The organism is Halobaculum saliterrae (assembly GCF_009831625.1).
GTDB lineage: Archaea > Halobacteriota > Halobacteria > Halobacteriales > Haloferacaceae > Halobaculum > Halobaculum saliterrae.
Map to the genome: position 1 here is coordinate 375,753 of NZ_WUUS01000002.1, position 26,842 is coordinate 402,594.

Here is a 26,842-nt window from a genome sequence, read left to right on the forward strand (position 1 = left end):
CTCAGCGCATCCCCCGGTTGCGATAGGCGAAGCCCGCGCCCGCGATGGCGCCGATCCCGACGCCGAGTCCGCCACCCAGGAGCGCGGGCGAGACGGGCGAGGACGCCATCGAGACGGCGGTTTCGGTCGTCTCGTACTGGTCCCGGATGTCGTCGACGAGCGTGCCGATCGATCGGTCGTCGTCGCCCGTGTCCTGCGCGAGGCCGGTCGTCGCGAGCGCGCCACAGAGCAGAACGAGTCCGACCGCGAGCAGGACGGTCACGCCGCGGGTGCGACCGCAGCCGCTCACACCGTCACCCCCGCGGCGTGCTCGGCTGCGAGGTCCTCGATCTCGGCGATCCGGGAGATGTCCTCCCGCGCGAACGTCAACAGCGTCGTGAACGACGCGAGGTTCCGCTTCGTCAGCGTCATCCCGATGTTGACCTCCGGACAGTAGGAGTCCAGCAGTCCCCGGATCACCGACACCTGGATCCGATAGTCGTCGTCGACGAGGTATGGCGCCGGCGCGCGAACCTGCCCGATGGCCTTCGCCGCGTCCGCGGGGTTCACGTCCTCCACGCTGCGCTTCGAGACGGCCAGCCGCGAGAGCGTCGCACCGTCCACGGACTTGCGTCCGACGAACGGGAGGATGTAGCCGGGGAGCGACCGGGTCATCGTGACCGACCGTCCCAGCGTCGCGTAGCCGACCCCCCCGTCGTCGAGCGTGAGCGAGGTGACCACGTCCTGCAGGTCGATGACGGGCGCGTCGAGGTCGTCGTACTCGCCGGGGTTGATCCGCTCGAGTATCGGGCCGGAGATGAGGTCGACGATCGCCGAGGCGGCGTAGTCGTTGTACTCGTTGAAGCGCCCCTCCGCGGCGTCCTCGTAGGCGAGCCGCTGGTTGTCGATGAGGATGACGCCGTCGACGTGCTCCTCCAACCTGTCGAGGCCGTACATCGCGTTCGTCGCCTGTCGGGTGGCGCTCGGCCCGTCGTCCCCGGTCACCTGTCCCGCGGTGTTCGGGAGGACCGCGACCGCGATGACGTCAGTCGACGGCCCGCCGTACTCGGTGATGGCCTCCGCGAGGTGCGGGGCGATCCCGCATCCGGTTCCGCCGCCCAGCCCGAGGAACAGGAACGCGAACGGCGGCGAGCCCTCGCCGAACCGCTCCTGATAGGCGTCGACTAACTGCGGCTGTTGCCCCGCGATCGCGGCGTCGGCCTTCTCCGGGTCGCGGCCGAACCCGCCGGTCACCTCCTCCTCGAATCCAGCCGTCGTACCGGGAACGAGTCCGCTCCCCTCGGAGACGCCGTACCACGCCTCCCGTTCGATGTTCGAGAGGTTCTGAAGGTCCCGTATCGTCGAGTTGAACGCGACTGGCGTGGCCAGTTGGGCGACCCGCTGGTGACTGAAGACCGAGTCCACCAACGAACACCCGGCCTGACCCGCGCCGACAAAGAGATATGGCATGGTCTACCTGTCACCGCCTTTCGGTATGGGAGATATAACTCTACCGTCACATGTACAGATTGCGATAACTGGAGCGGTTGATTCGACTATCCCCGGAGCCGTCTGAGCATCACGCTGTACTCGTTTCGCTCGTAGAGTCCCTCGACACGTTCGAGGAGGTCGTCGGTCGCCGAGGCGACCCCGCGGGCGCGGTCGTGTTCGCCGGCGGCGAGGGCGTCGCGCGCCCGGTCCTCCAACGACTCCGACAGCGAGAGGAAGAACATGGGAATGCTGTGGTTGTGATCCGTCCGGGAGTCGACGTACCGGGAGCGGATCTCCGCACGGCGGTCCTCGAGCGCGTCGACGGCCGCCTCGGCGCCGGAAGCGTCCGCCTCCCGCGTCTGGCTCCCGTTCGCACCGGATCCGGCGGCGTCGACCCCCTGCTCGTTCGCGCCGAAGCCGGTCTCGTTCCCGCCGGTGGCGGCCACGCTCGATTCGAGGACCGGGAGCAGGTCCCGCTCGTAGAAGCGCACCTCCTCGCGAACCGCGTACGGAACGACTGCGTTGCTCGCGTCCGCACGGTCGAGCATCGCGCCGAGGCGGTCGACGCGGTCGGCGAGCGCAGACGCGACCGGGCCGTCGATCCCGCTCACGGTCTCCCCGAGCGATCGAACCCGGGCCCCCACGTCGTCGACGTCGACGTCGTCGGTGAGGTTTCGAACCGTCGCCGCCCCGTTGAGCGCGTCCACCGCCGAGCGCAACGCCTCGGCGACGTCGTCCTCATCCCCGCTGGCGACGCCGTCGAGCAGGTCACGCGCCGGCTCACACTCCGCGCGGTTCGCCGAGCGGACCCTGCGTGCCGCCGCGGACCCGGGGTCGTCCCCGTCCGTTCCGTCGTCGGGAACGGCCTCCGCGAGGAGTTCGACCCGCTCGGTCAGGGAGGCGTCGGGGTCCGGCGTCCGGTGGCCCGCCGCACTCGCGAGCGCGCGGTCGACGGCGACTCGGGCGTCCCGGAGTTCCGTCTCCGACGCGTCGTCGGCTCGGTCACTGTCGGCGGCCGACTCGGCGAGTCGGGCGACGTCGGCGGCGAGGTCGTCGTCGACGCCGGTCAGCCGGCCGGCGGTTCGCTCCGGGTCGTCCAACTCGACGGCGCGGTCGATGTCGTCGGCGACCTCCAACCGGTCGACGGCCGCCTCCAGCGTCTCGCGCAGGTCTCCCTCGCCGGTCGAGCGCGGGCTCGTGAGCGCGTCGAGCAGCGCCGCCGCGCGGTGTCCGGCCGGCCGCCTCGATCGGGACACGTCGTCGGCGACGGACGCGACGACGCCGTCGGCGTCGGACCCGTCCGCGCTGGATCCGGCGGATGCGGCTGCGCCGCCCCCGGCGGTGCGATCGATGCTGATCTGTCCGCGCTCGACCATCGTCGCGAGCTCCCGAGCTTTCGCTGCTGGCGGTGCGTCGTTCTCGACGCGGCCGTCCGGGCCGGCGATGTCGGCTGCCGCCGCCAGTCGGTCCATGGACTCCTCCAGCTCGCCGAGGGTTCGCTTGACGTCCCCCTCCGAGGGGCGGGCGCCCAGCTGCTCTGCGATCGCCTCGATGTCCGGGTCGTCCGAGCCGCCGAACAGCCCCATGAACACGGTGGATATCGGTGGTCCCGACATGGGTCACAGCATGTTTGACCGGCCGAGGCAGTCGAACAGCGGCTGCACCTCGTCCCACACGTCGCGGATCTGCTCCGCCTGCACGCTCTGTCCCTCGTCCTTGAGCCGTTTGGCGTGCTCGTACATCGACTCCAGCGAGGGCATCCGCGGGTTCCACAGCGTTCCCCACATGAACACGTCGTCGAGATAGGGGATGACGAGCTGGTTCAGCTGGACGTCCACCGTCTCGACGCCCGAACGCGAGTCGGCGTCGAGGAACTCCTCGCCGTTGAGGATCCCCTGAAGCGTCCCGTCGGTGACGTACTCCGAGACGTCGGCCATCTGCTCCTCCGGTCCGTAGATTATGAAGTTGCCGCCCCACGCCGTCGAGGGGTCGAAGTCGGCGAGCCGGTTCTGCAGCAGCGTGTTGCGCGTGAGCAGTTCCAGGCTCGACTCGGAGATGTCGTCCGAGCGCAGCCGCCCGAGCGCCGGCGCGAGCACGACGGCGGGCCGCTCCTCCGGCGCCATGTCGTGCGGGTACTTGTCCTCGACCAGCCGGAAGCTGTCGGCCACGTCGAAGACGCTGCCGCGGATGTTCATCGTCGCGTCGCGGTCGGTGAGCTGCGGCGTCGACGACATCGTGAACGCCTCGAGGAACGCCACCAGCGGCTTGTTGAGCTCCGCGAACTCGGGGGGATTGTAGCGTTCGATCCCCTCGATGCGCGGGTGGATGTCGGTGCTCGCACGCCGGAGGTGGTCGTTGTTGAACGGAATGATCGCGTCGGCCGTTCGCGAGATACGCGACAGCCCGATCACGCCGTTCGTCTTCGCGCGACCGCCGACGGCGGACTGCTGTCCCCCCTCGGAGGGAATCACGACCGAGCTGAGGATCGCCTGGTCGATGACGAGCCCCGACTCCTGGACCTCCTCGCGGAGCTTCTCGGCGATGACGGGCGTCGCGCCGCAGCCGGTGCCCTTCGTGACGCTGTGGACGAGCATCACCGCCTGTGCGTCGCGGATGTCCTGGCTCGTCATGTCCCAGCGGTCGCGGAACGGGTTGCTCCCGTCGGCGAAGTCGGCCTCCGCCACCTTGGCACCGTTGCTCCAGCGGTACCCCATCCCGCTGTAGCCTTGCTTGCCGAACCCGATGATCGAGTTCGACAGCAGGTCATTGCGCGAGTACTCCTTGAGCTCCTTCGCGTAGTACGTCTGCTCCAACTCGGCGATGTTGGTGTTGAGCAGCCCGTATCCGGCGAGTCCGCCCTGCCAGATGCGAGCGCGGTCCTCGTGGTTGCGCGCGAGCGTGTCCCGACGCAACAGCACCGCGTCGACGATGTTGTTCCCGGCGCCGCCGATCCCGATGAGGAACCACTTGCGCCCGTACATCTCGCCGTCGTCGTCGTCCATCGAGACCGGGCCGAGGTCGCCGCCGTCGCCCGGGTCGTCCGGACCGCCGCCGCCCGAGGGGTCGGGGCCGTCGGCGTCGGCGGCCGCGTCCGCGCCCTCCTCGAACAGGTGCGTGAACCGGTCGCCGTAGATGGCTCGAACCGACGCCTGTGCGTCGCCGTGGGTGTTCAGAACGTGTTCCTCGATGCTGTCCGCCTCCCAGTCCGCCGGAGCGGTATAACAGATCTCGCAGGATTCAGGCATTTTGTGTACTCAGTTGGTGGGGTTACGTGTACTTTTCGCGGAAGCGTCGATGCGCCGTCGACATGGATCGCTCGATCGATTCGCCGTCGGCGGGCGTGAACTCGATGAACCCCGGCGGTTCGGGGCTCTGCAGGTCGACCGACTCGAACAGGTCGGACTGGCGTCCGGCGAACCGCTCGACGTTGACGAGCACGTCCCGCGTCGCGACCGAGTCGGGGAGGTCCTCGAGTCGGAACTGGGCGATCCGGTCGTCGCCGTCGGCGCCGTCCTCGAACTCGCGAAACGCGTACAACACCCCGTCGACGACCTCCTCCGGCGATGCGACGCGAACGGACTCCCGGCCGGTGCCGGACTCGACCGCGTCGGACCGGCCGGATCGGTCGGCCGTGTCGTCCGGCGATGTGTCGTGCGCGGCCCCGGCGTCCGTGGAGCCGCCCGCCTCGTCCGTCCCGTCGTCGTAGGTGAACGAGATCCGGTCGCCGCCGGCGGCGACCGTCGCGTCGAGGCCGTCGTATCCGGCCCGTATTGCGGGAACGATCGCCTCGATGTACCCGTCGGGGATCTCCGCCGGGATCGAGACGGACGCGTGGCGAGCGTCGATGCTCGCCTCCAGCGTCGACAGCAACTCGGCGGTCGTCACGAGCGTAGCAGCCCCCTCGGCGGCCGACTCGGCTGTCGAGCGTGCCTCGTCGAACTGACACTCGTGGAGGGAGTCGCGCGCCCGGTCGAGTTCGGTCCGCACGTCGCGTGCGCCGTCGAGGTCCGGGTCGCGGCCGTCGACCAACACCTCGCCGAGCCGGTCACCGAACGGAACGTCCATCGAGTCGAGCTGTCCGTCGAGCGTGTCGAGTCTGTCCTCCGCAGTCGAGATCGCCTCGACGACAGGGGCCTCCCGCTCGCGGACGTGCGCACGGACGCGCTGTCGATGTTCGTCGACGGCCTCGACGGCCGTGGCGACGGCGCCGAACGAGTCGCCCGTCCGTGCCAGCGACTCGAGTTCCTCGTCCACGTGGTCGAGGTGGACGGCGTCCCCGCCGCCGGGGATCGACAGCTCCCGGTGGTTCGTCGGGAGGTTGACGGTCCGATAGCGCTCGCCGTACTCCGACCGGACGACGAACTCCCCGTACTCGGTTCGGATCCCGCTGGCGAGCGCCCCCTGGAACCCGTCGGCGAGCTCCTCGATCCGTGCGTCCGAGTCGAGACCCGCCAGCTCCGATTCGACGCCGGCGCGGGCCGCCCGGGCGGCCTCGCCGTCGGACATCGTCCGGATCTCCTCGATGTCGTCGTCGATCCCGTCCAGCCGGTCGCGGAACTCCTCGGCGCCGTCCCGGACGTCGCGAACGCCGCCGGGGGCGACGTTCGAGAGCGTCTCGAGCCCCTCGAACCGGGCGTCGAAGGCGGCGTCGAACGCCGAGCGTTCGTTCGCGACCTCGGCCTCCAGCCGTCCGAGGTCGCCGCCGGTCTCCTCGAGCACGACCTCGTTCCACGGGTACGTCGCCACCGCGTACAGCTGGAGGGCGGCCGCACACACCGGGACTGCGTAGAACGCGCCGAGCTGGATGAGCGGGATGTCCGCGGAGGCCAGCGGCGCGTACACGCCGAAGAACAGCGCGAAGAACAGCACCGCCGACAGCGTGGCCGCGCCGTACGCGGCCTCGCGGTGCTCGACGATCAGCATCGCGCCGCCCTGAGCGCCCCATGCAAGCGCGATGAGCAGGAACAGCCCCATCACGACCGCCGAGCTGTCCTTGAACACCACCGCCGCCTCGAACAGCACCGGGATCGACAACACCGGATCCGCGATGGGCGTGAGCCCCGCCGAGTTCGACGTGTAGCCGAACAGCGCCAACAACGTCTGCACGAGCGCGACCACGAGCGGGATACCCGCCGCACCCCACGCGACCGTTTGCCCGTGCGCGGTTCTAGACATGTACTACCTGCCACACACGGGCACATGTATAAAACAGTTGACCGTATTTTTCATATATGAGAGTCGAGGAGAAACCGAGTCGTTCCGAACACCTCGACGGACACGGGAATGCCGGCCGAGTAGGCGTGTCCTACCGGGATCGTTCGCGATAGCGGAACGGCTCCGATACGCTCGTGTCATCGACTGGCGATCCGGGATGAATGTTATGTAATTTCGTTCACATCGTCCGCCGATGCCAGTCAGGACCGGTGTTCGAGAGTCGGGGTCGAGATCCGAGACGGAGGCGGAGGACACCCGTGAGTAGCAGTCCGATCAACCGTGCGATCACCGACGAGTTCGACGTCCGACTCGTCGCGATCGCGGACGACGTCGAGACGGGCGGCGGGGGGTTCATGGAGGACGACGACCCCGGAACGGCGACGGTGCTGTTCTTCGAGGTGGAGAACGTCGGCGACGAGCCCGTCGAGTGGTGGTACGACGAACACGACGTGCTCGACGAGGACCGATTCCAGTACGCCACCGACGACTCGATCGGTGCCGGGTTCGGGGGACCACACGCCGTCGGCTGGCTCCCGCCGCACTGGTACGCGAAGATCCGGATCAGGCCGGGCGCCCGTGCGAGGTGCGTCACCGCCGTCTCCGAGTTCCCGTCGGACGCGACGATCGATCGCCTGTACTACGAGTACGGCGAGGTCGAGTACGAACTGGCCGTCGACCGCGCGGAACTCGACTCGCCGCCTGTCTGAGTTCGGTCGACGGTCGCGACCCGCATCGACGCGGTCGTGGTGTCGGCGGTGTTGACAGTGTCGGTCGTCCGTCGATGGTTCACCGCGGGACACGGCAGGGTCTCGGTTGTTCCAGCCGTCAGGGCCGCTATTGTACCGACCTCCGGAGCCACGGGGACACCTGCCGCCGGCGCGGGCCCACGCACCGGGACCGGACTACTCGGAGGACCCTCGACCGGTCGACCCCGCCCCGTCGCGATCGAGCAGCGGGGTGTCGGGGTTCGCACAGCCGTCACGACCGCACACGCCGGCGTCGTCGCCGGCGCGCTCGACGCCCGGCGAGATCCCGCCGATGTACCAATCGAGCCCGTGGTCCGTCTCGCGTTCGTGGTCGTCCAGAGCCGTTCGTGCGGCCCGAAGCGACCCGAACGACTCCTCGTAGGAGCAGTCGTCGCAGCGGACGAGGACGCCGGTAGACATATCGAACCCATGACCCTCCAGATCCGTAAGTCGCACCATCGGCGTCGCTCCGTGCCCCGCGGGCGTCGTCGACGTGTCCGTCGGGGAGCTTTTGTCGACCGACTGCCTCGGTGCGTTCGATGGACGTTGCCATCGTCACCGTCGGCGACGAGGTGCTCGCCGGGGAGACGACGAACACGAACGCCTCGTGGCTGGCCGGCGAGATCGCCGCTCGCGGCGGCCGGGTCCGACGGATACTCACGATGCCCGACGATCGGGCTGCGATAGCCGAGCGAGTGGGCGCGTGGAGCGACGCCTACGACGGGGTGATCGTCACCGGCGGGCTCGGCGGCACGCACGACGACGTAACGGCGGACGCGATCGCCGACGCCTTCGAACGCGAGTTGGCCGTCCGCGAGGAGGTGCGGTCGGCCGTCGTCGAGACGGTCGCCGCCTACCGAGACGCGAACCCCGACCTCGTCGAGGCGCACGAGTTGGACATCGACGTGACCGCGTGGGCGTCGCTCCCGGCGGGCGCGCGCTACGTCCCGAACGACGAGGGGCTGTGTCCGGGATTCGTCCTCGGCAACGTGTACGCGATGCCGGGCGTGCCGAGCGAGGTGCGGGCGATCTTCGGGCGCGTCGCCGACGAGTTCGCCGGCGACGGGGTGGCACGGACGCTGTACACCCCACAGCCGGAGGGGTCGATGGTCGACACCCTCGACCGTGCGCGCGATCGCTTCGACGCCGCTGTCGGGAGCTACCCGGACACCGAGGGCCACAACCGGCTGACCGTCCGCGGCGACGACGCGGACGCCGTGGAGGAGGCGATCGGCTGGCTCGCCGAGCGCGTCGAGACGGTCGACCCGGAGTGAGCCGAGGAGAGTCGGTTCGGGCGCCCCGGCCTCCAAACCGTCAGCTCCGACCCCGGCCCGGTTACACTCACGTCAGCGCGTGTTCAAGTCGCTCCAGCCCGTGGATGGTGTAATGACAACCGTCACGCCCACCCCGGGAATCCACCACGTCACTTGCGTCGCCGGCGACCCACAGCGGAACATGGACTTCTGGGCCGAGACGCTCGGCCTCCGACTCGTGAAGCGGTCCATCAACCAGGACGACCCCGGCACGTACCACTTCTTCTTCGCCGACGCGGAGGGGACCCCCGGAACCAGCATGACGTTCTTCCCCTGGGAGAATCTCTCGCAAGGGAAGGTCGGCTCCGGCCAGGTGTCGCGAACCGCGTTCCGCGTGCCCGAGGGGAGCCTCGACTACTGGGAGGAGCGCTTCGACGAGCACGGCGTCGACTACGACGATCGCGTCGACCGCTTCGGCGAGACGGTCCTGCCGTTCCGCGACCCCGACGACCTTCCGGTCGAGCTGGTCGAGGTCGAGGTCCCGGACGACGACCCGACGGTCCCGTGGACCGAGTTCGTTCCCGCCGAACACGCGATCCGCGGCTTCCACTCGGTCACGCTGTGGCTCGCGAACCCCGACGCGACGATGGACCTGCTGCGGACGATGGGGCTGGAGGAGGTCGCGACCGAGGAGTCGCCGGGCGACACGCCGGGCGACGAGCGAACCCGGTTCGCGGCCGCCGGCCCGGTCGGCACGTATGTCGACGTGCTGCCGACGGTGCAGGCGGGACGACAGGGCCACGGCACCGTGCACCACGTCGCCTTCCAGACGCCCACCGACGACGACCAGTCCGCGATGCGTTCGGCCGTCCAGCAGGAGGGGCTGCGTCCGACCCAGCAGATCGACCGCCACTGGTTCCGCTCGGTGTACTTCCGGGAGCACAACGGCGTGCTGTTCGAGCTCGCGACGAGCGAGCCGGGCTACGACAGCGACGAGCCGCTCGAGGACCTCGGCGGCAGGCTGGTGCTGCCGGGGGAGTTCGAGGGCCGCCGCGAGGAGATAGAGTCACAGCTCACGGACGTGACGGTCCCGCGAGCCGAGGCGGCGGAGCCGGCCGAAGGTGAGGCCGACGACTGACGAACGCCGGGCCGTACCTCCACTCAGAATCCGCCGTAGCGGAGGTACACCATGTCGGCGATAAGCAACAGCTGAAATAGTCCCTGCACGAGCCCCAAATTCGCGTTCTGCTGGCCGATCGCCGATATGACGGCCGGGTCCGGTTCGGCGGAGATCATCTGCTTGTACATCCGGATCTCCCCGGGCAGCAGGAATCCGAACCCCTGGACCGACAGCACCGTCACGATCCCGAGCGCGACCGCGATCACGGGGGTCGTCATCCGGAACCCGCCGATCGTCGTCGCGACCCACGCCAGCGACCCGACGGTCCCGACCACGAAGGCCGCCTGCCAGCGACGGTCGCCGAAGACGTTCATCCGATAGCCGAACAGCAGGAGGATCGGGATCACGTTCGCGGCGGTGAACAGCGGGAGCCACGAGTCCGCGTGGGGAAACACGCCGACCCGCTGCGCGAGCGTGATCCCGCCCGCGATCGTCGTGAACGCCAACGCCGGAAGGAGGAACGCCGTCTTCGGGGTCAGTCGCTCGAACACCGCCGCGCTTTGCTCCTCGTCGAGGCCGCCGACGACCGGACCGAGCACGGCGCCGATAAAGATGTCCGTTCCCGTCCACATGAGCCCCGCCATCACGTGCACGTAGGTGTGGATCTGGACCGAGGCTCCGGTGAGCGCGTAGCCGAGCGCGAGCAACGGAACCGCCACGACTGCGACCGCGAACGCTGGGTTCCCGCGCCGTGCCAGTCCCCCGATCGTCCCTCGAACCGATGTCGTCGACATGTCGTTTCGGGGACGTGCGACCGGCGACATAAACGTGTCTCCGATTCGACAGCTGTCGCGTGCTGTCCGCCGGTCACTCGGACCGACGGATCACGACCGTCGCTACTCCTCGACCGTCACGGTGCCGTCGTCGCCGACGGTGACGATGTATCCCCGATACCGAAACGTGACGTACCCTGACGTGTCGCGGAGAACCGCCGTCAGCGCGTCCGGGTCGACGACGGCCGAGAGTGGGGGTTCGAGTTGTTCGGGTGCGGTGTCGTCCCGCTCGGCGATCGTTTTGACGATCTCGTGAACAGTCTCGGAAGCCAAGTTAGTGTAGAAGACAAGGAACACGTAGGCAAGAGTCTTGTCGTGTCGGGTGTCAGGCTCGCGGAACAGTCGTTCGGGGGACCGTTGTCGTTCGCCGCGTGCGGGGGAGTTATGACGCCGGGAGCGTCTATGTTCCCGTAGATGAGCCCGAAGCCGGATCGGACGGGCGTCCCGGCGGACGTTGGAGCGACCACCCCGCTCGAGGACGCGCTTTCGGCGTTCGTCGCCCACGTGAGCAAGGGCGACTCGGGTCGCCACCGGGGCGAGGTGGAGCGCGTCGTCGGCGACTTCGTCGATCTCGCGGGCGACCGCGGCGTCTCGACGGCCAGTGATCTCTCGGACAGACTGCTCGAGGCGTACGCCGCCCACCTCGCGCGCCGGGCGTGGGCCAGAGAGGACGATCCCGACGAGGGGATCACGGGGCGAACGGCCCGTCAGTATTACGCGCTGGTCCGTTCGTTCTGTACGTACCTCCACGAACGCGACGCCCTCGAGACCAACCCGGCGAAGTCGACGGTCGCGACGGACGCGCTCCCCGATCGGTCGGTCGGCGTTCGCGACGACGACCGCGAGCAGTTCTGGAGCGCGGGCACCCGCGAGGCGATCGTCCGCTGGACTGACTGGCGCGCCGAGGACGCCATCGATCACGGGTGGCTGGACCCGGCTCGGGCGGCACGGGACCGGGCGCTCGTCGCCGTACTCGCGTACTCGGGCGCTCGCGGTGCCGAACTGTTTCGCGACCCCCAGAACGACCGACGCGGCGGGCTCCGGTGGCGCCACGTGGACCTCGACGGAGGGACGCTCCGAGTGTACGGCAAGACTCAGGAGTGGCAGCGGACGCCACTGATGGAGCCCGGGATCGGACGCCTTCGGGCACACTATCGACGCCAGGATCCGCCGAGCAAGGAGTGGCCGGTCTTTCCGACCGGCCACCTCCCGAGCCTCTACCGGCTCGTTCGGGAGGCCGACGGTGTCGACGCCGAACCGACGAAGGACACCGTCCGGGAACTCCTGCGCGAACACGACCTCGTCCCGCCGGCGATCTCAACGGCGGGCGCGCGAACGCTCCTGGAGCGCCTCTCCGCCGAGAGCGGCGTCACCGAGGACGGCGAGGCGCTGCTCCCGCACGGCGCGCGGCGCGGCCTCGGCGACGAACTGTACGACACGAGCGCCGAACTCGCCCAGGAGGTGCTTCGCCACCAGTCGGTGGAGACGACGCACGCGAGCTATCGCGACGACGACGTCGAGCGTCTCCGCGAGGCCGCGGAGGGAGCGCTCGACTCGTAGCCGTGTCCGTCGAGTTCTGGAGCCACGGTGACCCCCAGCGATCTTCAGAACAGACGCAGTCGGAGGTCGCTCCCGGCTTCCGGGGATGAAGACGGCATCGCTCCGGCCGGTACCCGGTTCGGTCACAGGAGTCGCCGCGACGACGGGACCGACTCGATGTCGGACGTCTGATCGCCGGCCAGCCACGAGTTACGCTGTCGCCAACCAGTCCTTCGCTTCCTCCTCGGTCGAGAAGACTCTGAACTCGTAATCCGGGTGGATGGCGCTCATGTTCTCCTCCACGTTTTCCATCTCCATGGCGGCGATCGTCGATTCACCGTAGACGCCGGCGCCACGGCGGACCCCGTGTTCGACGAGTTGGAGCACCCAGTTCTCCGCGAGCCACTCCTTGTCGGCATCGTCGTGGGCGGTGATCTCCCGCGTGTCATCGATGTACTTCTCGGCGCCACGGTCGGCAATGATCTCCATGAACCGGCGCGAGTACTCTCGGAACTCGTCGCCGGCGACGAACCGCTTCCATTTGAAGACCGGGAGGTCCAGATTCGAGTCCCATTTCACCGTATAGGCGTCCTCGGTTCCCAGTGTTCGCACCGACATACGCTATCACTCTATCGGAAACTGACCCAAAACGCTGTGTGAACGATTGTCAATGTCGATAACTCGGGGCGTTCGTCGTGAGCGAGACGATGCGATGAGTTCGGCCGCCCGGCGAGCTACCGATGGGGGATCCGTTGAATCGAGTCACACGTAGTAGTGGCAGGTCCCCGTTCGTCGCGTGCCGCATGCTGAACCCTTTTCACTCGAAGCGACGAACCTGCTCTCGATGACAGACCTCGCGGACATCGACATGGAGTTCGTTCAGCTCGGCGGCACGGGCATCCGGACGAGCGAACTGCAGTTCGGCACGTGGCGATTCGGCAAGGAGACCGAGGAGGGCAACGTCGAGATCGGCGAGAAGCGCGCCCACAAGCTGCTGGACGCCTACGCGGAGGCCGGCGGACGCTATATCGACACCGCCGACGTGTACGGCGGCGGCGAGAGCGAGCGCTGGATCGGCGACTGGCTCGCCGACCGCGACCGTGAGCGCTACACGATCGCCTCCAAGATCTTCTGGCAGATCCGCGACGGCGACCCCAACAGCCGCGGCACGAACCGGAAGAACATCCGCCATCGGATCGACGCGTTGCTCGACCGCCTCGGCACCGACTACGTGGACGTGCTGTACATCCACCGCTGGGACGACCAGACGGACGCCCGAGAGATGATGAAGACGCTCAACGGCCTCGTCGAGGACGGAAAGGTCCACTACCTCGGTGCCTCGACGCTGCGACCCGACGCGTGGAAGGTCGCACGTGCAAACCAGATCGCTCGCAACGAGGGCTGGGAGCCGTTCTCGGTGCTTCAGCCGCGGTACAACCTCGTCGACCGCGAGATCGAGGGAGACTACCTCGAGATGGCACGCCACGAGGACCTCGCCGTCTGTCCGTGGAGCCCGCTCGGGCAGGGGTTCCTCACCGGGAAGTACACACGCGAGGAGGGGCTGACCGGCGAGTCGCGTGCTGCCGAATCCGGCCGCTTCGCGGACGCGTACCTCACTGAGGAGAACTTCGACGTACACGACGAGCTCGACGCCGTCGCCGAGGAGGTCGACGCCTCGCCCGCACAGACCGCCCTCGCGTGGCTGATGCATCGCGACGGCGTCACGGCGCCGATCGTCGGCGCCCGAACGACCGAGCAGTTGGAGGAGAACCTCGCGGCCGCGACCATCGACCTCTCCGAGGAGCAGGTCGACCGACTCACCGAGGCGAAGGGCGGCCCCTACGCCGGCCTGTGACCCGGATCGCGGAACTTCCTCGTCTCGACGATTTTGCTCGGTCGTGAGAACTCGCTGCACAAGTTACCTTACGTACCTAAGTTGAGATAGCTACCTATTCTTCCGTGTTCGGCCATCTCACGGGGTCTTTCGGGGACCGACGGCGACGTCGATAGTGACAGCGGCGACGACAACGATGGTGACAGCGGTGACCTACAGTTCGATCGCCGCCAGTTCCGACTCCAGTTCCGCGATCTCCTCGTTGTACGCCTCGACGAAGCCGCGGAACTTCGGGGCATACTTCCGCACGTCGGCCGCGGAGGGCGCCTCGTACTGCGAGAGGAGGTAGACGCCGCCGCTGCCGCCCGCACGGAGATACGAGACGCCGTCCCGGTCCCACTTCAACTCCCAGCGAGTGCCGTCGACGCGAGCGGCGTATGTCCCGTAGTCACCCCCCTCGTAGCGGTGCAGTTCGCCGGCCATCCGGTCGCAGGTGTCGCGAACGGCGTCGAGCACGCGGTCGCGTTCGGCGACCGCCGTCTCCGTCGTCCTCGCATCCGGGAACTCCGTGGACACGTCGTCGAGGACGCCCTCCAGCGAGGCGACGTAGTCGTTGAAGCCGCGAACGAACGCGTCGTAGTCCGCGAGCGCCGTCGCCAAGGGTTCGGGCTCCGGGTCGCGCTTCGTCGAGATCACGTACACGTCCGCGCCGCTCTTCGGCGAGAACAGGAGATACTCCAAGTCGCCGCCCTCGTATTTCACCGTCCACGTGCCGCGGTCGGTGTCGACGTCCCGGCTGCCGTAGTCGCCGCCCTGCAGCAGCGCCAGTTGGTAGGCAATCTGCCCTGCGTGCTCGCGGACCGCCTCGACTATCTCGTCGCGTCGGTCGGCGACCGCGTCCGCATCGGCGGGGTCGACCGGAGGCCAGTCAGTCACGGCTGTAGGTGACGCTGGCGAGGCATAACCACGCCGGTGTGGGTCGCCGGAACGGCGGTCCCGATCGGCGGTTCTCGTCCCGGCCGGATCAGCTGTGCGTGAAGATGTACGCCTGTCCGTCGTCGACGCCGACGCAGAGGTCCAACTGCTTCGAGAGATCCAGGCTCGTGGGATTCTGCTTGCAGACGACGAGGTCGTCGAACGGGTCGCCGCAGGCGGGACACGCGACCGCAACGGTGTTCTGGTACGACTTGATCGCGGCGTTGTCCTCACGCTTGGTCAGCGACGTGAGCAGTTCCTCCGTGTCGATGTCCATGCGAGTCGATACGAGCCCCACCTAATCAATCATCAGGACCGGACAGTCCGCAGGCACCGTTGCGCGCTCGATCGAGCGGCTCACACTCGCTCGATCACCGTCTCCGCGAACCGCGTCAGCTCCGCCTCGGGGTCGTCGCCGCCGGCGGGCGAGACGAGGACGTGGTCGACGCCCATCTCGTCGAGCCCGCGGAAGTACTCGACGAACCACTCCGCGCCGGCACAATAGCCGAGGTGACGCTGTTCAGGGTCCATTTCGGGATCGTCTGCGAGTTCGGTCCGAACCGCCATCGCGTACGGCTTGCCGCCGGCGGCCGCTCGCCAGTCGTCGAGGTACGACTCCAGCGTCGACTCCGGGAGGTGATAGAAGAACCAACCGTCGCCGCGGTCCGCGATCCACTCGATCGACTGCCGTGCGAATCCGGTCGGGAGCATCGGGATCGACTCGCCGACGGGCTTCGGGACCACGTCGAGGTCGCCGTCGAGTTCTCCCCACGAGCCGTCGACCTCCGGGAAGTCGTCGCTCCAGACCGTCCGCAGGAGGTCGATCGACTCGCGAAACCGCTCGCCGCGCTCGTCGATGTCGACGCCGAACGCCGGGAACTCCGGGTCGCGGTCGCCGGTAGCGACGCCCAGCACCAGCCGCCCGTCGGAGAGGTGGTCCACCGTCGCGGCGCTCTTGGCGACGTGCAGCGGGTGTCGCAGCGGGAGCACGACGCTCGCGGTACCGATCGCGATCTCGTCGGTGTGGGCGGCGACGTGGCCGAGCCACGGCCACGTGTCGTACGTCTGGCCCGCGTCGCCGAACCGCGGCCAGTACAGCGGCACGTCGCGTGCCCACAGCCCGTCGAACCCGACCGACTCGGCGTGGGCAGCCAGCGTCATCTCCTCGTGAACGGAGGGGCGCGACTCGCGAGCGTCAGTCAGGGGGAATCCTGTTCCGAACGTCAGATCGTCGCTGGCGAACAGACGGCCGTACCCGGGATGTTCACTCCAGTCTGTCACGCTCCACCGTCCGCTCCCGGGGCGTTTGGGGTTGGTGGTCCCGGACCCGGCGGAATGGGAACCGCATCCGAGGTGCCGGAAACCGAGCGACGATCGCCGGGACCCCGATCATGTCCCTCACCGCTCCGTCCTCGTGGCTCTGTTGAAATCATATTGGTCCGACACGATTCCCGCTGAAACAGCCCTTAGTTAGAGATGACTCACTTATTGACCCAAACCGCCAACCCACCGAGATAGTATCAGAAACTCGGCAGAAAAATATAGAGGACGGATGTAGTAGCCTACTATCCTTCGTTTCAGTGGTAAGCAAGTGGCCTGGCCGATAGGAAGGGTCTGACTTTCTATCAGAAATTTCAGACGAGAACCTGTGAAAGAGAATTCTAACCGTGGCGCTGATTCAGTACGTAATGACTTCTAATCCGTCGACGCCATAGAAATCAGTGTCATTCGAAATAACGGGTTCATCCAGTAGAAGCCCATGTGCGGCGACAACGGAATCTGCCCCGTCGAGTTTCGCTGCTGAATCGGACTTGATGTGATTCCCATTCAACTCACCCGCCCGGCGAGCTACTTGAGGGGTCAGATCCAACTTGGATCGACTCGCAATAAGTCGATCGTAGAGCATCCGCAGCTGCTCGGCCGTTTCGGGGTCAGCTGCGTTCCCGATTCCAGTATACGCCTCCCAGATGACAGCGGTTGGGATTCGGATCGGCTTCTCCTGTTCTTCAAGTTCTAGTGCTTTCATTCTCGCGTTCTCGTTCCGATCAACGAGTGCCCCGAGATACTGTGTATCCAGAATCATTCGTGCGTGGGTGACGTCGCACCCACGGCTCCGTCTGTCGCCTCCTCGACACTGAAATTCAGGTCAAGTTCGGCAGCGTCGTCCGCAAAGTCTGTAAGAGAGTATCCGCCAACGAGCCGGTCAAGCGTCTCGGAGAGGGTTTCTCCCTCCTTATTCTCGCTTTTCACCCGTGCGTAAAGGTCCTCGCTGATCCGGATCTGTTTCGTTCCCATATACGCCCGTTGACGCCGTTGACAGTTCAACCTACCGCCACGCGTTAGAGCTGGCTTCTGTATCGACCGATTCAGCCGTCTATCTCAAAACGTGAAGCCCGTGGCCGAGACGCACCCTGAATGCAGCAGATTCGCGTGAAATCAACAAAATCTGTCAAAATCTACGGCGATACATTCGCTGTTCTGTCAACCGGCAGGTTCAGCAGGACAGTTGTCGAACTATTAGGATTTCTACAGAGCTGTCCCCGTTACGTCGCCTCGAACGTCGCCACGATCCCGGCGTGATCCGAGGGCCACACTGAGCCGCTCCGGCCGTCGCTGTCACCGTTGCTGTCGCCGTCGACCCGGACGCGGTCGGTTCGCCTGTGGTTCACCCGGCTGACGTCCGTGGCCCGAAGGTCGCCCCGTCGGAGGACCGCGTCGATCCGTCTGCTCAACTGCGACCGATCGTTGCGGAGGTCCGGCGACTGGCAGCACGTGTTGCCCTTCGCTTGGGGATTGACCCGGTCATAAGAATCGGTGAAGCTGTCGGTGAGCATGTCGTACGCGGCGGGCTCGTACCCCGGGCCGCTGTTGAGGTCACCACAAAGGACGACGGGGTTCGATCCCCGGAGACCGTCGAGCAGCTCGCGCGCCTGCACGACGCGGAGGAACGACGACACCGACTCCAGATGCGTCGAGACCGCTGTGAACTCGGCCCCGTCCGTCGCGACATCGGCCCGCGCGTATCCCCGGCGGAGTGCGACCTCCTGCTCGGTGCCCGGAACCGTCAGCGAGAGGTCCATATCGTAGGACTTCGTGACGACGTCGTTCACGTCGACGCCGGCCCGCACGAGGAGCGCGTTCCTGTCGGTGACGCGCAGGTCGACCGACCCGTCGTTGGTCTCAGCGGGGAGTTCCGCGTCGGAGGTGGCCGTCACCGCCGCGCGATCGTATCGGAGGCCTCGCGCCTCCAGCGCCCGCTCGACTTCCGCGAGGAGGTCGACGACCTCGGTGGAGGCGCGGTCCCCACCAGTCGACGCGAAGTCACCCGGCTCCTGTTTCCTGAACAGCGACGCCTCCTGCAGCGCGACCACGTCGGCGTCCGTTGCCGCCACCGCCGCGGCGACGGCGTCCGCCCGCGCCCGGTACTCCGCGGGCTCGATCTCGGTCAGGAACTGGCCGACGATACGGCGAAGCTGCCGATACGAGGACGCACCGAGCAGCCTCGAGTAGTCGAGTCCGAGATAGACGTTCTGTGTCAGCACAGTCGTTTGCGGTGGCGTCGCCGCCCGGCCTACCGGCAGACCGCTCCCCGCGACGGCGGCCCCTACCGCTCCCGTCAGTCCCTGGAGGACGGCCCGACGGGTCGACCCCGGGTCCGGTTCGCTTGACTCGTATGGACTCACACCGGTCGCTCGAACCTGAGTCGCTTCGTTATACGGAGAGAATTTGTCCGTAGTGGATCGGTATCATCGGCAATGTAGAGAGTCGAGTTCCGTTGTGAGTGTCGCGGGGGGGTCGGTCTTTCGGCGGGTGATGGGTCGACCGCGTGTACGAGAGTACAGACTGGGTATGGTCGACGATTGGCTCTGCCGAGGGCCGACGACGGAGAACTCGGTGACTCCCGGTCGACGTACAAACGTCAAGTGCCTCCCTCGCGGACACCCGGTATGGCCGACGTGGACATCGACGACGTGGACAAGGCGATCCTGTACGCACTCCAGGAGGACGCTCGAAACATGTCGTCCGGAGACATCGCGGAGCGAACGGGTACCTCGGACAGTACTGTCCGCAAGCGTATCCAGCGTCTCCAGTCGGACGGCGTGATCAAGGGATACAGCGCAAGCGTCGACTATCAGAAATCGGGCTATCCGCTCCGAATGTTGCTCTACTGTACCGCGACGATCTCCGAACGTGGCGACCTGATCCCCGATATCCTCGGAATAGACGGCGTTGTATCGGTCCAGGAGCTGGTCACCGGTGAACAGAACCTCCTCGTGACTGTCGTCGGCGAGACGGACAGCGAGGTCACGCCCGTCGCACAGGAGCTGATCGATATGGGACTCACCGTCGCCGACGAGGTCCTCGTGCGAACCCACGAGACGACCCCGTTCGGCGAGTTCGACGCCACCGATCGGACGACGGACGACGCCTAGACGACGACCCGCTCGACGTCCAGTTCGGTCGCGCGCCGGACGACCGCCTCGACCGGATCAACCGAGTCGGCCAGGTTGTCCGAATCCCCGTCGAGGACGATGAACGCGGCACGCCGGCCCGGGGCGATAACGCCACAGTCGAGTCCGGCGATCTCAGCGCCGGCCACGGTAGCCATCCGTAGCACTTCCCGGGCAGTCACGTCGAACCGTTTCGCTGTGTACGCCATTTCCCGAAACATCGACGGAGGGTTCAGCATCACGTTGTCTGTCCCGAGCGCGACAGTCGTGTGATCGAGTAACTCCCGGATCGGTGGCGTTCCGACGTCGAGCACGGTGTTCGCTCTCGGGCAGACCGCGATCGGCACCGACCGTTCCTCGACCCGTTCGAGATGCTCCCGTTCCGCGTGCACCATGTGGACGAGGAGTTCCGGCTCCAGATCGAGCGCCGGGTGGATGTCCGTCGCGTCGGGTTCGCCGGCATGGATGGCGAATGGGACGCCCCGCTCCCGGCAAGCCGCACGTTGGTCGGCGAAGTCGTTGTCGTTCGCCCCGGACGCGCCGTATCCGTCGGCGACATCGAGCACGGAGCTATCGCCGCTGCCGAACACGAACGGGTCGATGTCCAGCGGCGTTGCGGCCTCGCGAAGCGCGCGGGCTCCGGGCGTCCCCGACTCGCGGAAGTCGAGACAGGAGACCGTCCCGGTTCGCTGCATGAATCGGAGCGTCCGGCGCATCGCCGTCACGAGCTCGGACCGATCGGCCGCGTCCAGTCGTCGGTGTTTCAGGCTCCCCGGCGGCGCCACGGCCTCCTCGAGCCCGAGGCCGACGGCCGCTTCCTTCGCGACGGAATCGCCCAAGTGCGTGTGTGCGTTAACGAACGCCGGCAGTACGATGTCGGTCGACGTCGTTCCCGTCTCCTCGACGGACTCGATCCGCCCGTCCTCGACGACGACCCGTCCACGGACCGGTTCGAACGACCGCCCGGCGAGAACAGTCCCCGAGAGTTCCTCCATGCCGATACACCCGAGTCGAATAACGATATGGGTTCCTGAATCAACAGCGCGAACGGTCCGGTAACCGCCTCGGGGTTCGAAGCGTCATGTCCGAGGGGTCGATGGAGAGTTCCCCGGACGGACGGTCGCGCCCGGACGGAGCTCTCCTGTGGTAGCCTCGGTAGCGAACGAAGAGTACCGCCCTCGAAACCATAATGTTCTATAATACAAGATATTCGAACGTTTTGTGAGTATAGAAGGGATTATTAGGCAATCTGTTCTCATGGGGCGTAGAGACGAACGAGAACGGGATCCGGTCCCGTCTCGGTCGCTCGGATGGATCAGACGATGTCAGGACGGAGTTCGAAACCGACGGTCGGAGCGCTGCCGGACACGACGGTGGAATCGCCGTTCGTGCCCGTTGTACTGACGTGGGTGGTGTGGTCGCTGTTCGCGGCCAGCGTCGCGCTTCTCATCGCTCGATCCCGGATCGGCGGACCGTGGGAGGTCCCCGGCGTGATCGCCGTCGACGGGCTGACCGTTCTGATGTGGGTGGTCGTGACCTTCTTCAGCGGTATCGTCCACAGCTACTCCCGCCGGTACATGGCCGGCAGCGAACATGTGACGAAGTTCTTCGCCACGATGTTCGCCTTCACGGCGTCCGTCATGGCACTGGTCGCGGCCGACCACGTCGCCCTGTTCGGACTCCTCTGGCTGGCGATGGGGCTGGCAATGGCGACCCTCATCGGAACCGTCAGCGGCTGGAACCAAGCGCGGGCGGCCGCCGGCGTCGCGCGAAGGTACTTCCTCGCCAGCAGCGCGCTCCTCGGTGTCGCGCTGACGTCGCTGTGGTGGGCGACCGGGTCGACGACGATCTCCGGGATCGGTGCGGCCGCCGACACGCTCGGCGGCCCAGTGTGGCTCGTCGCCGCCGGCGCGCTCGTGATCGCGGCGATGATCCAGTCCGCCCTGATCCCGTTCCACGGCTGGCTGCTCTCCTCGATGACCGCACCGACCCCCGCGTCGGCGCTGATGCACGCCGGGTTCGTCAACGCCGGCGGCGTCCTGCTGACCCGCTTCGCCCCGGTCATCACGGTCGACTCCACGCTCATGCTCGCGGTGGTCGCCGTCGGCGCGGCCAGCGCGAGCGGCGGGAAGCTGCTGAAGTCGGTCCAGACGGACGTCAAGGGCAAACTCGGCTGTTCGACGGTCGGCCAGATGGGCTTCATGATACTGCAGGTCGGCCTCGGCTTCTTCGGGGCCGCGATCACCCACCTCGTCCTTCACGGGTTCTACAAGGCCTACCAGTTCCTCAGTTCGGGCGAACAGGTCGAACACACGAGCCCGAGTGAGACGACCGAGCACACGATCGGCGGCATCACGGATGTCCGTGGCCTCGTCGTGGCGTTGCTGACTGGTCTCGGCGGCGGCGTGGTGTTCACGGTGGTGACCGGAAAGGGGGCAACCGTCGACAGCGGCCTCCTGTTGACGTTCTTCGTCGTCTTCACTACGCTGCACGCCGCTCGCAGCGCGGTTCAACACACCTCGCTTTCGCGGACGGCCCGCTACGGGGCCGTCCCGCTGGTCTTCTTCCCGGCCATCCTCGTCTACGCCGTCGTGTACGAGGGCGTCACGGGGCTTCTGGCGGTCGGCACGGCGACGACCGAGTTGACCCTGCTCCACGGTGTCATCGCAGTCGGTTTCGTCGCCATCTACGTGGCCATCGAGACCGGCGTTCATGAACACAGCCAGCGTCTGTACGTGGCACTGCTGAACGCGACTCAACCGTCGTCGGCGACGGTCCTGACATCCACGGAGGAGTACAATGAGTACTGAACCCGCCATCCGCGACAGTATCGACGACGCGGCGACCACCGTCGGCTCCCTCTGGCCCATCCACTCGTTCGTGACGGCCAATCCCCTCTCGGGATTCGAGGACGAACCGTTCGACGAGGCGATCGAACAGGCGACGGCACTGCTGGGCGGCCGTGGGTACCCCAGCGCCGAGACGTTCGCGACGGCGCTGGATCGCGGGCAGATCGATCCGGAGATTCTCGAGGCGGAACTCGTCGATGCGGGATTCGAGGACTCCCCCGAGACGCTCCTCGATCGGATGGCCGACGCCAGCGACACCACATCCGCCGAGGACGGTGTCGCCGCCGCCGACGGGGCCGGTGACGCGGACGCGGTCCCAGCCCACGTCGATCGGGTGCTGACGAAGTGGCTGTCGGCGTTCCTGGAGGAGGGCAGCGCCCACTGGTCGATGCCGAACCGCGAGGCGGGGTTCTACGCCGCCTTCCGTGGAGTGGCCGACCACGACGGCGATATCCCTGACGACGGGATCATGGCCGACCTCCCCGAGACACCGATCGAGACCATCGAGACGGTGCTGAAGCCGTATTCGGAGCGCGAGTGGGAATCCATCTTCGAGGAGCAACTGGCCGCCCTCCCGGGCTGGACGGGGTTCATCAAGCGTCGTGTCGACGACGGGGGCGAGTGGCAGTCGACGTACCCGATCTCGTTGGAAGGATACCTCGCGGCGCGTCTGGCACTCTTGGATGCCGTCGGCGGCGACCTCGATCCCTCGGGGAACGATGTCGTCGACGCCGAGCCCGGCGACGAACCCGCTCCGGCGTTCCTGCGCGCGTGGGAGGCAACCTATCGCAGTGAACTCGTTGAGACCGTCGCCGCGCAGAGCCGGTCGATGACCGACGGAGATACCTCGGAGCGCCCGGACGCGCAAATGGTTTTCTGTATCGACACCCGCTCGGAGGTCATCCGTCGCCACATCGAGGCGAGTGGCGACTACGAGACCCACGGATACGCCGGCTTCTTCGGTATCCCGATGGAGTATCGGGGATACGACGCCGACGAGTCGGTCGACGCCTGCCCACCGATCCTCGATCCCCAGTACTACATCACCGAGTTCTCGATCGACGACGAGACGAAGGAACGCTACGACCGGTGGTCGGGTATCCGCGATGCCGCCGACGAAGTCATCGAGATGTTGGAGGCCAACGCCGCCACGGCCTACGGCTACGTCGAGACTGCCGGGAGCGGCTACGCCCTCTCGCTGGCCGCCCGGACGCTCGTTCCCGGGCGCGTCCGCGACCTGTTCGACACGACCGCCGGGCTGGTACCCGACAGTCACGAGTTCTGTCGCCCGTTCGTCGACCACCAACACACGTACTCCGGCGACCTCCCGGTGGGGTTGACCACCGAGGAGAAGGTCGAGTATGCCGCCACCGCCTTCGAGTTGATGGGCTGGGAGGAGTTCGGTCGGCTCGTCGTCTTCGCGGGCCACGCGAGCGAGACGGCCAACAACCCCTACGGATCGAGCTTGGACTGCGGTGCCTGTGCCGGTAACCCGGGCGGCCCGAACGCCCGCGTGATGGCGGCGGTTTGCAACGACGCCGAGGTCAAAACCCAACTCCGCGAGCGCGGCTTCGATGTTCCCGACGACACCGTCTTCCTCGCCGGCCAACACAACACGACGACCGACGAGGTCGAACTCTACGCTACCGACGTGCCCGAGAGCCACGCGGACGACCTCGACCAGTTGCGTTCCGACCTCGAAAGCGCCCGCGAGAACGCGGCCGCCGAGCGCGCCGAAACGATGGGATCCGACGGTTCGAGGGCCGTCGGGGAGACGAATCGGCGCGCTGCGGACTGGGCCGAGACGCGTCCCGAGTGGGGACTGGCCGGCAACGCCGGCTTTGTCGTCGGTCCCCGCGAGTTGACCGAGGACGTCGACCTCGACGGCCGCGCGTTCCTCCACTCGTACGACTGGTCGACCGACCCTGACGGCGACGCGCTGGAGGGAATCCTCACCGGGCCGCTCGTCGTCACCCAGTGGATCAATAGCCAGTACTACTTCTCGACGGTCGACAACGCGGTCTACGGGAGCGGTTCGAAGGTGACGCAGAACCCCGTCGGAAACGTCGGCGTCTATCAGGGCAACGGGGGCGATCTGATGACCGGGCTCCCGCTGCAGTCCCTGATGGCCGCTGACGACGAGCCATTCCATCAACCGCTCCGTCTCTCGACTGTCGTCCACGCGCCAGTCGACCGCGTGACCGGCGTCCTTGCTGACCACGAGGAGCTGACCCAATTACTCGACAACGACTGGCTCTCCCTGACGGTCGTCGATCCGACACGGGATCACCGAGCGTTCCACTACGAGGAGGAGCTGGAGTGGGTGTCGGGACACGAGCTGCTCGAATCCCCACCCGAAAGACCGGTCGCTCCCGCCGCCGGGGACGACTAACCGGGGTCCCTCATCTACCGGAACGGAAGTTCCGGGACCCGGACGACAAGTTCCAGAGGATGGTCGGAACGTCCGTGAGTTCGATCGCCGAACGGCTCGGGTTACCACGGACTCCTGTCAAACCAAGCGTGCGCTTTCCACGTGCCCGACCACGATCTTCGTATATCGAATGAGGGTGTATCGATTTCACCCCTCGTCGGTATCCGAACGGACCCCTCGGGCCTCCAGCACCTTGTCGGCGACCTCTTCGGCGTGATCGGCGAGCACTCGCAGCGCCGCGTCGTGGAGCTCTCGCTTCGAGGCGTCCCTGACGTCGTGACGGCGCAACGTCGGCTCGACGTCGATCGCGAGCGCGTCCTCGAACACGTCCCACGCACCCTGTCGCGCGTACAGCGGCCGCTGTTTCGCCTTCTCGAATCCGAACGCCGGCTTCGAAGTCACCGCGGTGTCGTCCTCGTCACCGCCGGGCGTCCCGGTGGCCGAACCGTCCGTACGGTCCGAATCGGGGTCCCCGGTTCGCGGGGTCGTATCGGCGTCGACATCGGTGGACATCGGTCCGGCGTCCGACGCATCCGGTCCGTCGAGATCCTCGGTCTCGTCCCGCGTATCCGACGTGTCGCTCTCGGCCTGTTCGATCTGTTCGATCTGTTCCTCCTGTTCGGCCTGCTCAGCCTGTTCGGCCTGATCGAGGTCGTCGAACGCCATCAGACCGTCACCTCGCGTTCACGGACCACCCCGCCAGTCTCGACGATCGCGGCCAACTCGCCGTAACAGGAGAGTTGGTCGCAGCTGTCGTCGTAGTCCCGAAGCGGCAGTCCCGCGTCGTTGGCGTCGTCGATGGCCGATCGATACCGGATCCCGGGCAGCGGCCCGTCGTATGACCCGTCGTCGATGGCCGCCCAGTCGTCCTCGGATATCCGGCAGAAGTTCGGAACGACGGAGTCGGCGATCCCCATCGAGTTGATCTCCTCAAGCAGCGCACGGTCCCGGCGATCCTGATCCAGCCGCTGTGACAGTCCCGACGGGACGACCGCGAGGATGTCCAGCTCGAAGTACTGCCGTGCCTCCTTGACCAGTCGATTGACGGTGTTGTAAATGCCGGAATCGTACCCGGTCTCCGGACGCACGGGAATGATCAGGTTGTTGGTCGCGTACAGGGCGTTCTCGTTGAGTTTCCCCTGGTTCGCGGGGCAGTCGACGACGATGTAGTCGTACTCGTCGCCGAGAAGGGGTTCGACGACGCGGGCATCCAGCCTCGTCGATCCGCCCATCGCGTTCTTCAACTGGGTCTGGACGTCCTCGAGGTCCCGATGCGCCGGGAGCAGGTCGAGCCCGTCGACGACGGAGACGATCGCCTCTGTCGGATCCCCGTCGTCGAGGAGTACCTCATGGACGTGGTTCGTCTCGGCCTCGTACTGTTCGGTGAAGCCGAGATTCTGTGTCATGTGTCCGTTGTCGTCGAGGTCGATGACCAGGGCGGACTCGTTCCTGTGTGCCAGTTCGCGCGCGAGGTTTATCGCCGTCGTCGTCTTCGCGAATCCGCCCTTGAGGACGCCGACCGCGACGGCACGCGGTTGTGTGTCGTGTTCGGACATGGTGGGTCGTTCGTCGATTACCGGCCGACGGTGTCGTGCCGTGACAGCTCCTGAGCGAGGTAGTTCAGCTCGCTCACGATAGCTACCTATTGTGCGGTAGGTGTCTGTGTTGTCGTCTCAATGCTGTCCGGTGTAGTCGGTTCCCGTCGAACCAGCCGGTTCTCGAGTCGTATCAGGGAGTATCGGCCCATCCTACAAGAAGGTACGCAAGACATCTGAACCAGATAATATAGGTACCTCACCTAAGCCACCTACCTTAGCTAAGTTCGCTGAGATAGGTACGCTATCTGCGGTTGGTATGGTAGGTGGTGTAGCGATTCCAGAACCGAGAGACTGATCCGTTCGGGCAGTTCGCCTCTGCAGCTATCCTAACTATTTCTACTATCTCAGGTACCTTAGCTACCTTAGCTCAGAGAGACACTGGAGAATAGTTTCCAGGTATGGATATTGTAGCTGCTCGGGAATCGAACATGTGGTTCGAATGGAACGGGTTCCAACTGACGGTCAGGATTCGGACGTCTCGGTTCGCACCCCTCCGACATCGGATCGCAGTTAGGCAGTCAACGATTCC

26 protein-coding genes are annotated in these 26,842 nt (G+C 66.6%); 8 read left to right on the top strand and 18 right to left on the bottom strand.

What is annotated here, in order from left to right:
- Nucleotide 1: 1 nt before the first annotated feature.
- The 5 genes from GRX01_RS04635 to GRX01_RS04655 form a co-directional block, all read right to left on the bottom strand.
- Nucleotides 2–289 (bottom strand): hypothetical protein, encoded by a 288-nt coding sequence (locus tag GRX01_RS04635; RefSeq protein WP_159663877.1) that lies wholly within the window; start codon nucleotides 287–289, stop codon nucleotides 2–4.
- A complete protein-coding gene (locus GRX01_RS04640; RefSeq protein ID WP_159663879.1) occupies nucleotides 286–1,449 on the bottom strand; it encodes a cell division protein FtsZ in 1,164 nt (387 codons plus the stop codon). The genes GRX01_RS04635 and GRX01_RS04640 overlap by 4 nt, the downstream gene beginning before the upstream one ends.
- A gap of 86 nt (nucleotides 1,450–1,535) precedes the next feature.
- A complete protein-coding gene (locus tag GRX01_RS04645; RefSeq protein WP_159663881.1) occupies nucleotides 1,536–3,086 on the bottom strand; it encodes a hypothetical protein in 1,551 nt (516 codons plus the stop codon).
- A 3-nt stretch (nucleotides 3,087–3,089) separates the two neighbouring features.
- Entirely contained in the window at nucleotides 3,090–4,715 is a 1,626-nt protein-coding gene (locus GRX01_RS04650) for a cell division protein FtsZ (RefSeq protein WP_159663883.1), read from the bottom strand.
- Nucleotides 4,716–4,737: 22 nt separating this feature from the next.
- A complete protein-coding gene (locus GRX01_RS04655) occupies nucleotides 4,738–6,645 on the bottom strand; it encodes a hypothetical protein (protein ID WP_159663885.1) in 1,908 nt (635 codons plus the stop codon).
- Between the two features lie 296 nt (nucleotides 6,646–6,941).
- On the opposite strand from GRX01_RS04655, the gene GRX01_RS04660 reads away from it, so the two are divergent.
- Complete coding sequence (locus GRX01_RS04660; protein WP_159663887.1) at nucleotides 6,942–7,391, top strand: hypothetical protein; 450 nt, start codon at nucleotides 6,942–6,944, stop codon at nucleotides 7,389–7,391.
- 195 nt (nucleotides 7,392–7,586) lie between these two features.
- Here GRX01_RS04660 and GRX01_RS04665 read toward each other — a convergent pair whose 3' ends face one another.
- Complete coding sequence (locus tag GRX01_RS04665) at nucleotides 7,587–7,850, bottom strand: DUF7542 family protein (RefSeq protein WP_201289506.1); 264 nt, start codon at nucleotides 7,848–7,850, stop codon at nucleotides 7,587–7,589.
- A gap of 119 nt (nucleotides 7,851–7,969) precedes the next feature.
- On the opposite strand from GRX01_RS04665, the gene GRX01_RS04670 reads away from it, so the two are divergent.
- Both GRX01_RS04670 and GRX01_RS04675 read left to right on the top strand, forming a co-directional pair.
- Complete coding sequence (locus GRX01_RS04670) at nucleotides 7,970–8,704, top strand: competence/damage-inducible protein A (protein ID WP_159663891.1); 735 nt, start codon at nucleotides 7,970–7,972, stop codon at nucleotides 8,702–8,704.
- Between the two features lie 112 nt (nucleotides 8,705–8,816).
- Nucleotides 8,817–9,821, top strand: a complete 1,005-nt coding sequence (locus GRX01_RS04675) for a ring-cleaving dioxygenase (RefSeq protein WP_159663893.1) — start codon at nucleotides 8,817–8,819, stop codon at nucleotides 9,819–9,821.
- Nucleotides 9,822–9,844: 23 nt separating this feature from the next.
- On the opposite strand, the gene GRX01_RS04680 is transcribed toward GRX01_RS04675, so the two are convergent.
- Both GRX01_RS04680 and GRX01_RS04685 read right to left on the bottom strand, forming a co-directional pair.
- Nucleotides 9,845–10,561: a hypothetical protein gene (locus GRX01_RS04680; protein WP_159664071.1), complete on the bottom strand. Its 717-nt coding sequence runs from the start codon at nucleotides 10,559–10,561 to the stop codon at nucleotides 9,845–9,847.
- Between the two features lie 138 nt (nucleotides 10,562–10,699).
- The gene (locus tag GRX01_RS04685) at nucleotides 10,700–10,909 is read right to left on the bottom strand and encodes a HalOD1 output domain-containing protein (RefSeq protein ID WP_159663895.1); all 210 of its coding nucleotides are present in this window, start codon (nucleotides 10,907–10,909) and stop codon (nucleotides 10,700–10,702) included.
- 141 nt (nucleotides 10,910–11,050) lie between these two features.
- Here GRX01_RS04685 and GRX01_RS04690 point away from each other — a divergent pair, with 141 nt between their 5' ends.
- Entirely contained in the window at nucleotides 11,051–12,196 is a 1,146-nt protein-coding gene (locus tag GRX01_RS04690) for a tyrosine-type recombinase/integrase (RefSeq protein ID WP_159663897.1), read from the top strand.
- 189 nt (nucleotides 12,197–12,385) lie between these two features.
- On the opposite strand, the gene GRX01_RS04695 is transcribed toward GRX01_RS04690, so the two are convergent.
- Nucleotides 12,386–12,793 (bottom strand): hypothetical protein, encoded by a 408-nt coding sequence (locus tag GRX01_RS04695; protein WP_159663899.1) that lies wholly within the window; start codon nucleotides 12,791–12,793, stop codon nucleotides 12,386–12,388.
- A 226-nt stretch (nucleotides 12,794–13,019) separates the two neighbouring features.
- Between GRX01_RS04695 and GRX01_RS04700 the strand changes: the two genes are divergently transcribed.
- Entirely contained in the window at nucleotides 13,020–14,030 is a 1,011-nt protein-coding gene (locus GRX01_RS04700; protein ID WP_159663901.1) for an aldo/keto reductase, read from the top strand.
- A gap of 192 nt (nucleotides 14,031–14,222) precedes the next feature.
- Here GRX01_RS04700 and GRX01_RS04705 read toward each other — a convergent pair whose 3' ends face one another.
- The 6 genes from GRX01_RS04705 to GRX01_RS04730 form a co-directional block, all read right to left on the bottom strand.
- Entirely contained in the window at nucleotides 14,223–14,945 is a 723-nt protein-coding gene (locus tag GRX01_RS04705; RefSeq protein WP_321167909.1) for a hypothetical protein, read from the bottom strand.
- A gap of 88 nt (nucleotides 14,946–15,033) precedes the next feature.
- Nucleotides 15,034–15,261 (bottom strand): DUF7385 family protein, encoded by a 228-nt coding sequence (locus GRX01_RS04710; protein ID WP_159663903.1) that lies wholly within the window; start codon nucleotides 15,259–15,261, stop codon nucleotides 15,034–15,036.
- Nucleotides 15,262–15,341: 80 nt separating this feature from the next.
- On the bottom strand, nucleotides 15,342–16,265 hold the full coding sequence (locus GRX01_RS04715; RefSeq protein ID WP_321167910.1) for a TIGR03571 family LLM class oxidoreductase: 924 nt from the start codon (nucleotides 16,263–16,265) through the stop codon (nucleotides 15,342–15,344).
- A gap of 397 nt (nucleotides 16,266–16,662) precedes the next feature.
- Nucleotides 16,663–17,067: a PIN domain-containing protein gene (locus GRX01_RS04720; RefSeq protein ID WP_159663905.1), complete on the bottom strand. Its 405-nt coding sequence runs from the start codon at nucleotides 17,065–17,067 to the stop codon at nucleotides 16,663–16,665.
- Complete coding sequence (locus tag GRX01_RS04725) at nucleotides 17,064–17,279, bottom strand: hypothetical protein (RefSeq protein ID WP_159663907.1); 216 nt, start codon at nucleotides 17,277–17,279, stop codon at nucleotides 17,064–17,066. The genes GRX01_RS04720 and GRX01_RS04725 overlap by 4 nt, the downstream gene beginning before the upstream one ends.
- Nucleotides 17,280–17,527: 248 nt before the next feature.
- Nucleotides 17,528–18,526, bottom strand: coding sequence for an endonuclease/exonuclease/phosphatase family protein (locus GRX01_RS04730; RefSeq protein ID WP_159663909.1), 999 nt, complete (start codon nucleotides 18,524–18,526; stop codon nucleotides 17,528–17,530).
- Nucleotides 18,527–18,931: 405 nt separating this feature from the next.
- Here GRX01_RS04730 and GRX01_RS04735 point away from each other — a divergent pair, with 405 nt between their 5' ends.
- Nucleotides 18,932–19,417, top strand: coding sequence for an Lrp/AsnC family transcriptional regulator (locus tag GRX01_RS04735; protein WP_159663911.1), 486 nt, complete (start codon nucleotides 18,932–18,934; stop codon nucleotides 19,415–19,417).
- Here GRX01_RS04735 and GRX01_RS04740 read toward each other — a convergent pair.
- On the bottom strand, nucleotides 19,414–20,430 hold the full coding sequence (locus GRX01_RS04740; RefSeq protein WP_159663913.1) for an amidohydrolase family protein: 1,017 nt from the start codon (nucleotides 20,428–20,430) through the stop codon (nucleotides 19,414–19,416). The genes GRX01_RS04735 and GRX01_RS04740 overlap by 4 nt on opposite strands.
- Nucleotides 20,431–20,757: 327 nt before the next feature.
- On the opposite strand from GRX01_RS04740, the gene GRX01_RS04745 reads away from it, so the two are divergent.
- Together GRX01_RS04745 and GRX01_RS04750 are read left to right on the top strand one after the other, a co-directional pair.
- Nucleotides 20,758–22,245: a proton-conducting transporter transmembrane domain-containing protein gene (locus GRX01_RS04745; protein ID WP_159663915.1), complete on the top strand. Its 1,488-nt coding sequence runs from the start codon at nucleotides 20,758–20,760 to the stop codon at nucleotides 22,243–22,245.
- Nucleotides 22,235–24,676: a DUF2309 domain-containing protein gene (locus GRX01_RS04750; protein WP_159663917.1), complete on the top strand. Its 2,442-nt coding sequence runs from the start codon at nucleotides 22,235–22,237 to the stop codon at nucleotides 24,674–24,676. Before GRX01_RS04745 ends, GRX01_RS04750 begins: the two co-directional genes overlap by 11 nt.
- A 186-nt stretch (nucleotides 24,677–24,862) precedes the next feature.
- Here GRX01_RS04750 and GRX01_RS04755 read toward each other — a convergent pair whose 3' ends face one another.
- Nucleotides 24,863–25,381 (bottom strand): hypothetical protein, encoded by a 519-nt coding sequence (locus GRX01_RS04755; protein WP_159663919.1) that lies wholly within the window; start codon nucleotides 25,379–25,381, stop codon nucleotides 24,863–24,865.
- The gene (locus GRX01_RS04760; protein WP_159663921.1) at nucleotides 25,381–26,271 is read right to left on the bottom strand and encodes a ParA family protein; all 891 of its coding nucleotides are present in this window, start codon (nucleotides 26,269–26,271) and stop codon (nucleotides 25,381–25,383) included. Before GRX01_RS04760 ends, GRX01_RS04755 begins: the two co-directional genes overlap by 1 nt.
- Nucleotides 26,272–26,842 lie beyond the last annotated feature (571 nt).

What these genes read in the sequence shown, in the direction of transcription:
- GRX01_RS04640 (WP_159663879.1), bottom strand. Translation starts at nt 1,449, where the DNA reads ATGCCATATCTCTTTGTCGGCGCGGGTCAGGCCGGGTGTTCGTTGGTG.
- GRX01_RS04645 (WP_159663881.1), bottom strand. Translation starts at nt 3,086, where the DNA reads ATGTCGGGACCACCGATATCCACCGTGTTCATGGGGCTGTTCGGCGGC.
- GRX01_RS04650 (WP_159663883.1), bottom strand. Translation starts at nt 4,715, where the DNA reads ATGCCTGAATCCTGCGAGATCTGTTATACCGCTCCGGCGGACTGGGAG.
- GRX01_RS04655 (WP_159663885.1), bottom strand. Translation starts at nt 6,645, where the DNA reads ATGTCTAGAACCGCGCACGGGCAAACGGTCGCGTGGGGTGCGGCGGGT.
- GRX01_RS04665 (WP_201289506.1), bottom strand. Translation starts at nt 7,850, where the DNA reads ATGTCTACCGGCGTCCTCGTCCGCTGCGACGACTGCTCCTACGAGGAG.
- GRX01_RS04670 (WP_159663891.1), top strand. Translation starts at nt 7,970, where the DNA reads ATGGACGTTGCCATCGTCACCGTCGGCGACGAGGTGCTCGCCGGGGAG.
- GRX01_RS04675 (WP_159663893.1), top strand. Translation starts at nt 8,817, where the DNA reads ATGACAACCGTCACGCCCACCCCGGGAATCCACCACGTCACTTGCGTC.
- GRX01_RS04690 (WP_159663897.1), top strand. Translation starts at nt 11,051, where the DNA reads ATGAGCCCGAAGCCGGATCGGACGGGCGTCCCGGCGGACGTTGGAGCG.
- GRX01_RS04695 (WP_159663899.1), bottom strand. Translation starts at nt 12,793, where the DNA reads ATGTCGGTGCGAACACTGGGAACCGAGGACGCCTATACGGTGAAATGG.
- GRX01_RS04700 (WP_159663901.1), top strand. Translation starts at nt 13,020, where the DNA reads ATGACAGACCTCGCGGACATCGACATGGAGTTCGTTCAGCTCGGCGGC.
- GRX01_RS04710 (WP_159663903.1), bottom strand. Translation starts at nt 15,261, where the DNA reads ATGGACATCGACACGGAGGAACTGCTCACGTCGCTGACCAAGCGTGAG.
- GRX01_RS04720 (WP_159663905.1), bottom strand. Translation starts at nt 17,067, where the DNA reads ATGATTCTGGATACACAGTATCTCGGGGCACTCGTTGATCGGAACGAG.
- GRX01_RS04725 (WP_159663907.1), bottom strand. Translation starts at nt 17,279, where the DNA reads ATGGGAACGAAACAGATCCGGATCAGCGAGGACCTTTACGCACGGGTG.
- GRX01_RS04735 (WP_159663911.1), top strand. Translation starts at nt 18,932, where the DNA reads ATGGCCGACGTGGACATCGACGACGTGGACAAGGCGATCCTGTACGCA.
- GRX01_RS04740 (WP_159663913.1), bottom strand. Translation starts at nt 20,430, where the DNA reads ATGGAGGAACTCTCGGGGACTGTTCTCGCCGGGCGGTCGTTCGAACCG.
- GRX01_RS04745 (WP_159663915.1), top strand. Translation starts at nt 20,758, where the DNA reads ATGTCAGGACGGAGTTCGAAACCGACGGTCGGAGCGCTGCCGGACACG.
- GRX01_RS04750 (WP_159663917.1), top strand. Translation starts at nt 22,235, where the DNA reads ATGAGTACTGAACCCGCCATCCGCGACAGTATCGACGACGCGGCGACC.
- GRX01_RS04755 (WP_159663919.1), bottom strand. Translation starts at nt 25,381, where the DNA reads ATGGCGTTCGACGACCTCGATCAGGCCGAACAGGCTGAGCAGGCCGAA.
- GRX01_RS04760 (WP_159663921.1), bottom strand. Translation starts at nt 26,271, where the DNA reads ATGTCCGAACACGACACACAACCGCGTGCCGTCGCGGTCGGCGTCCTC.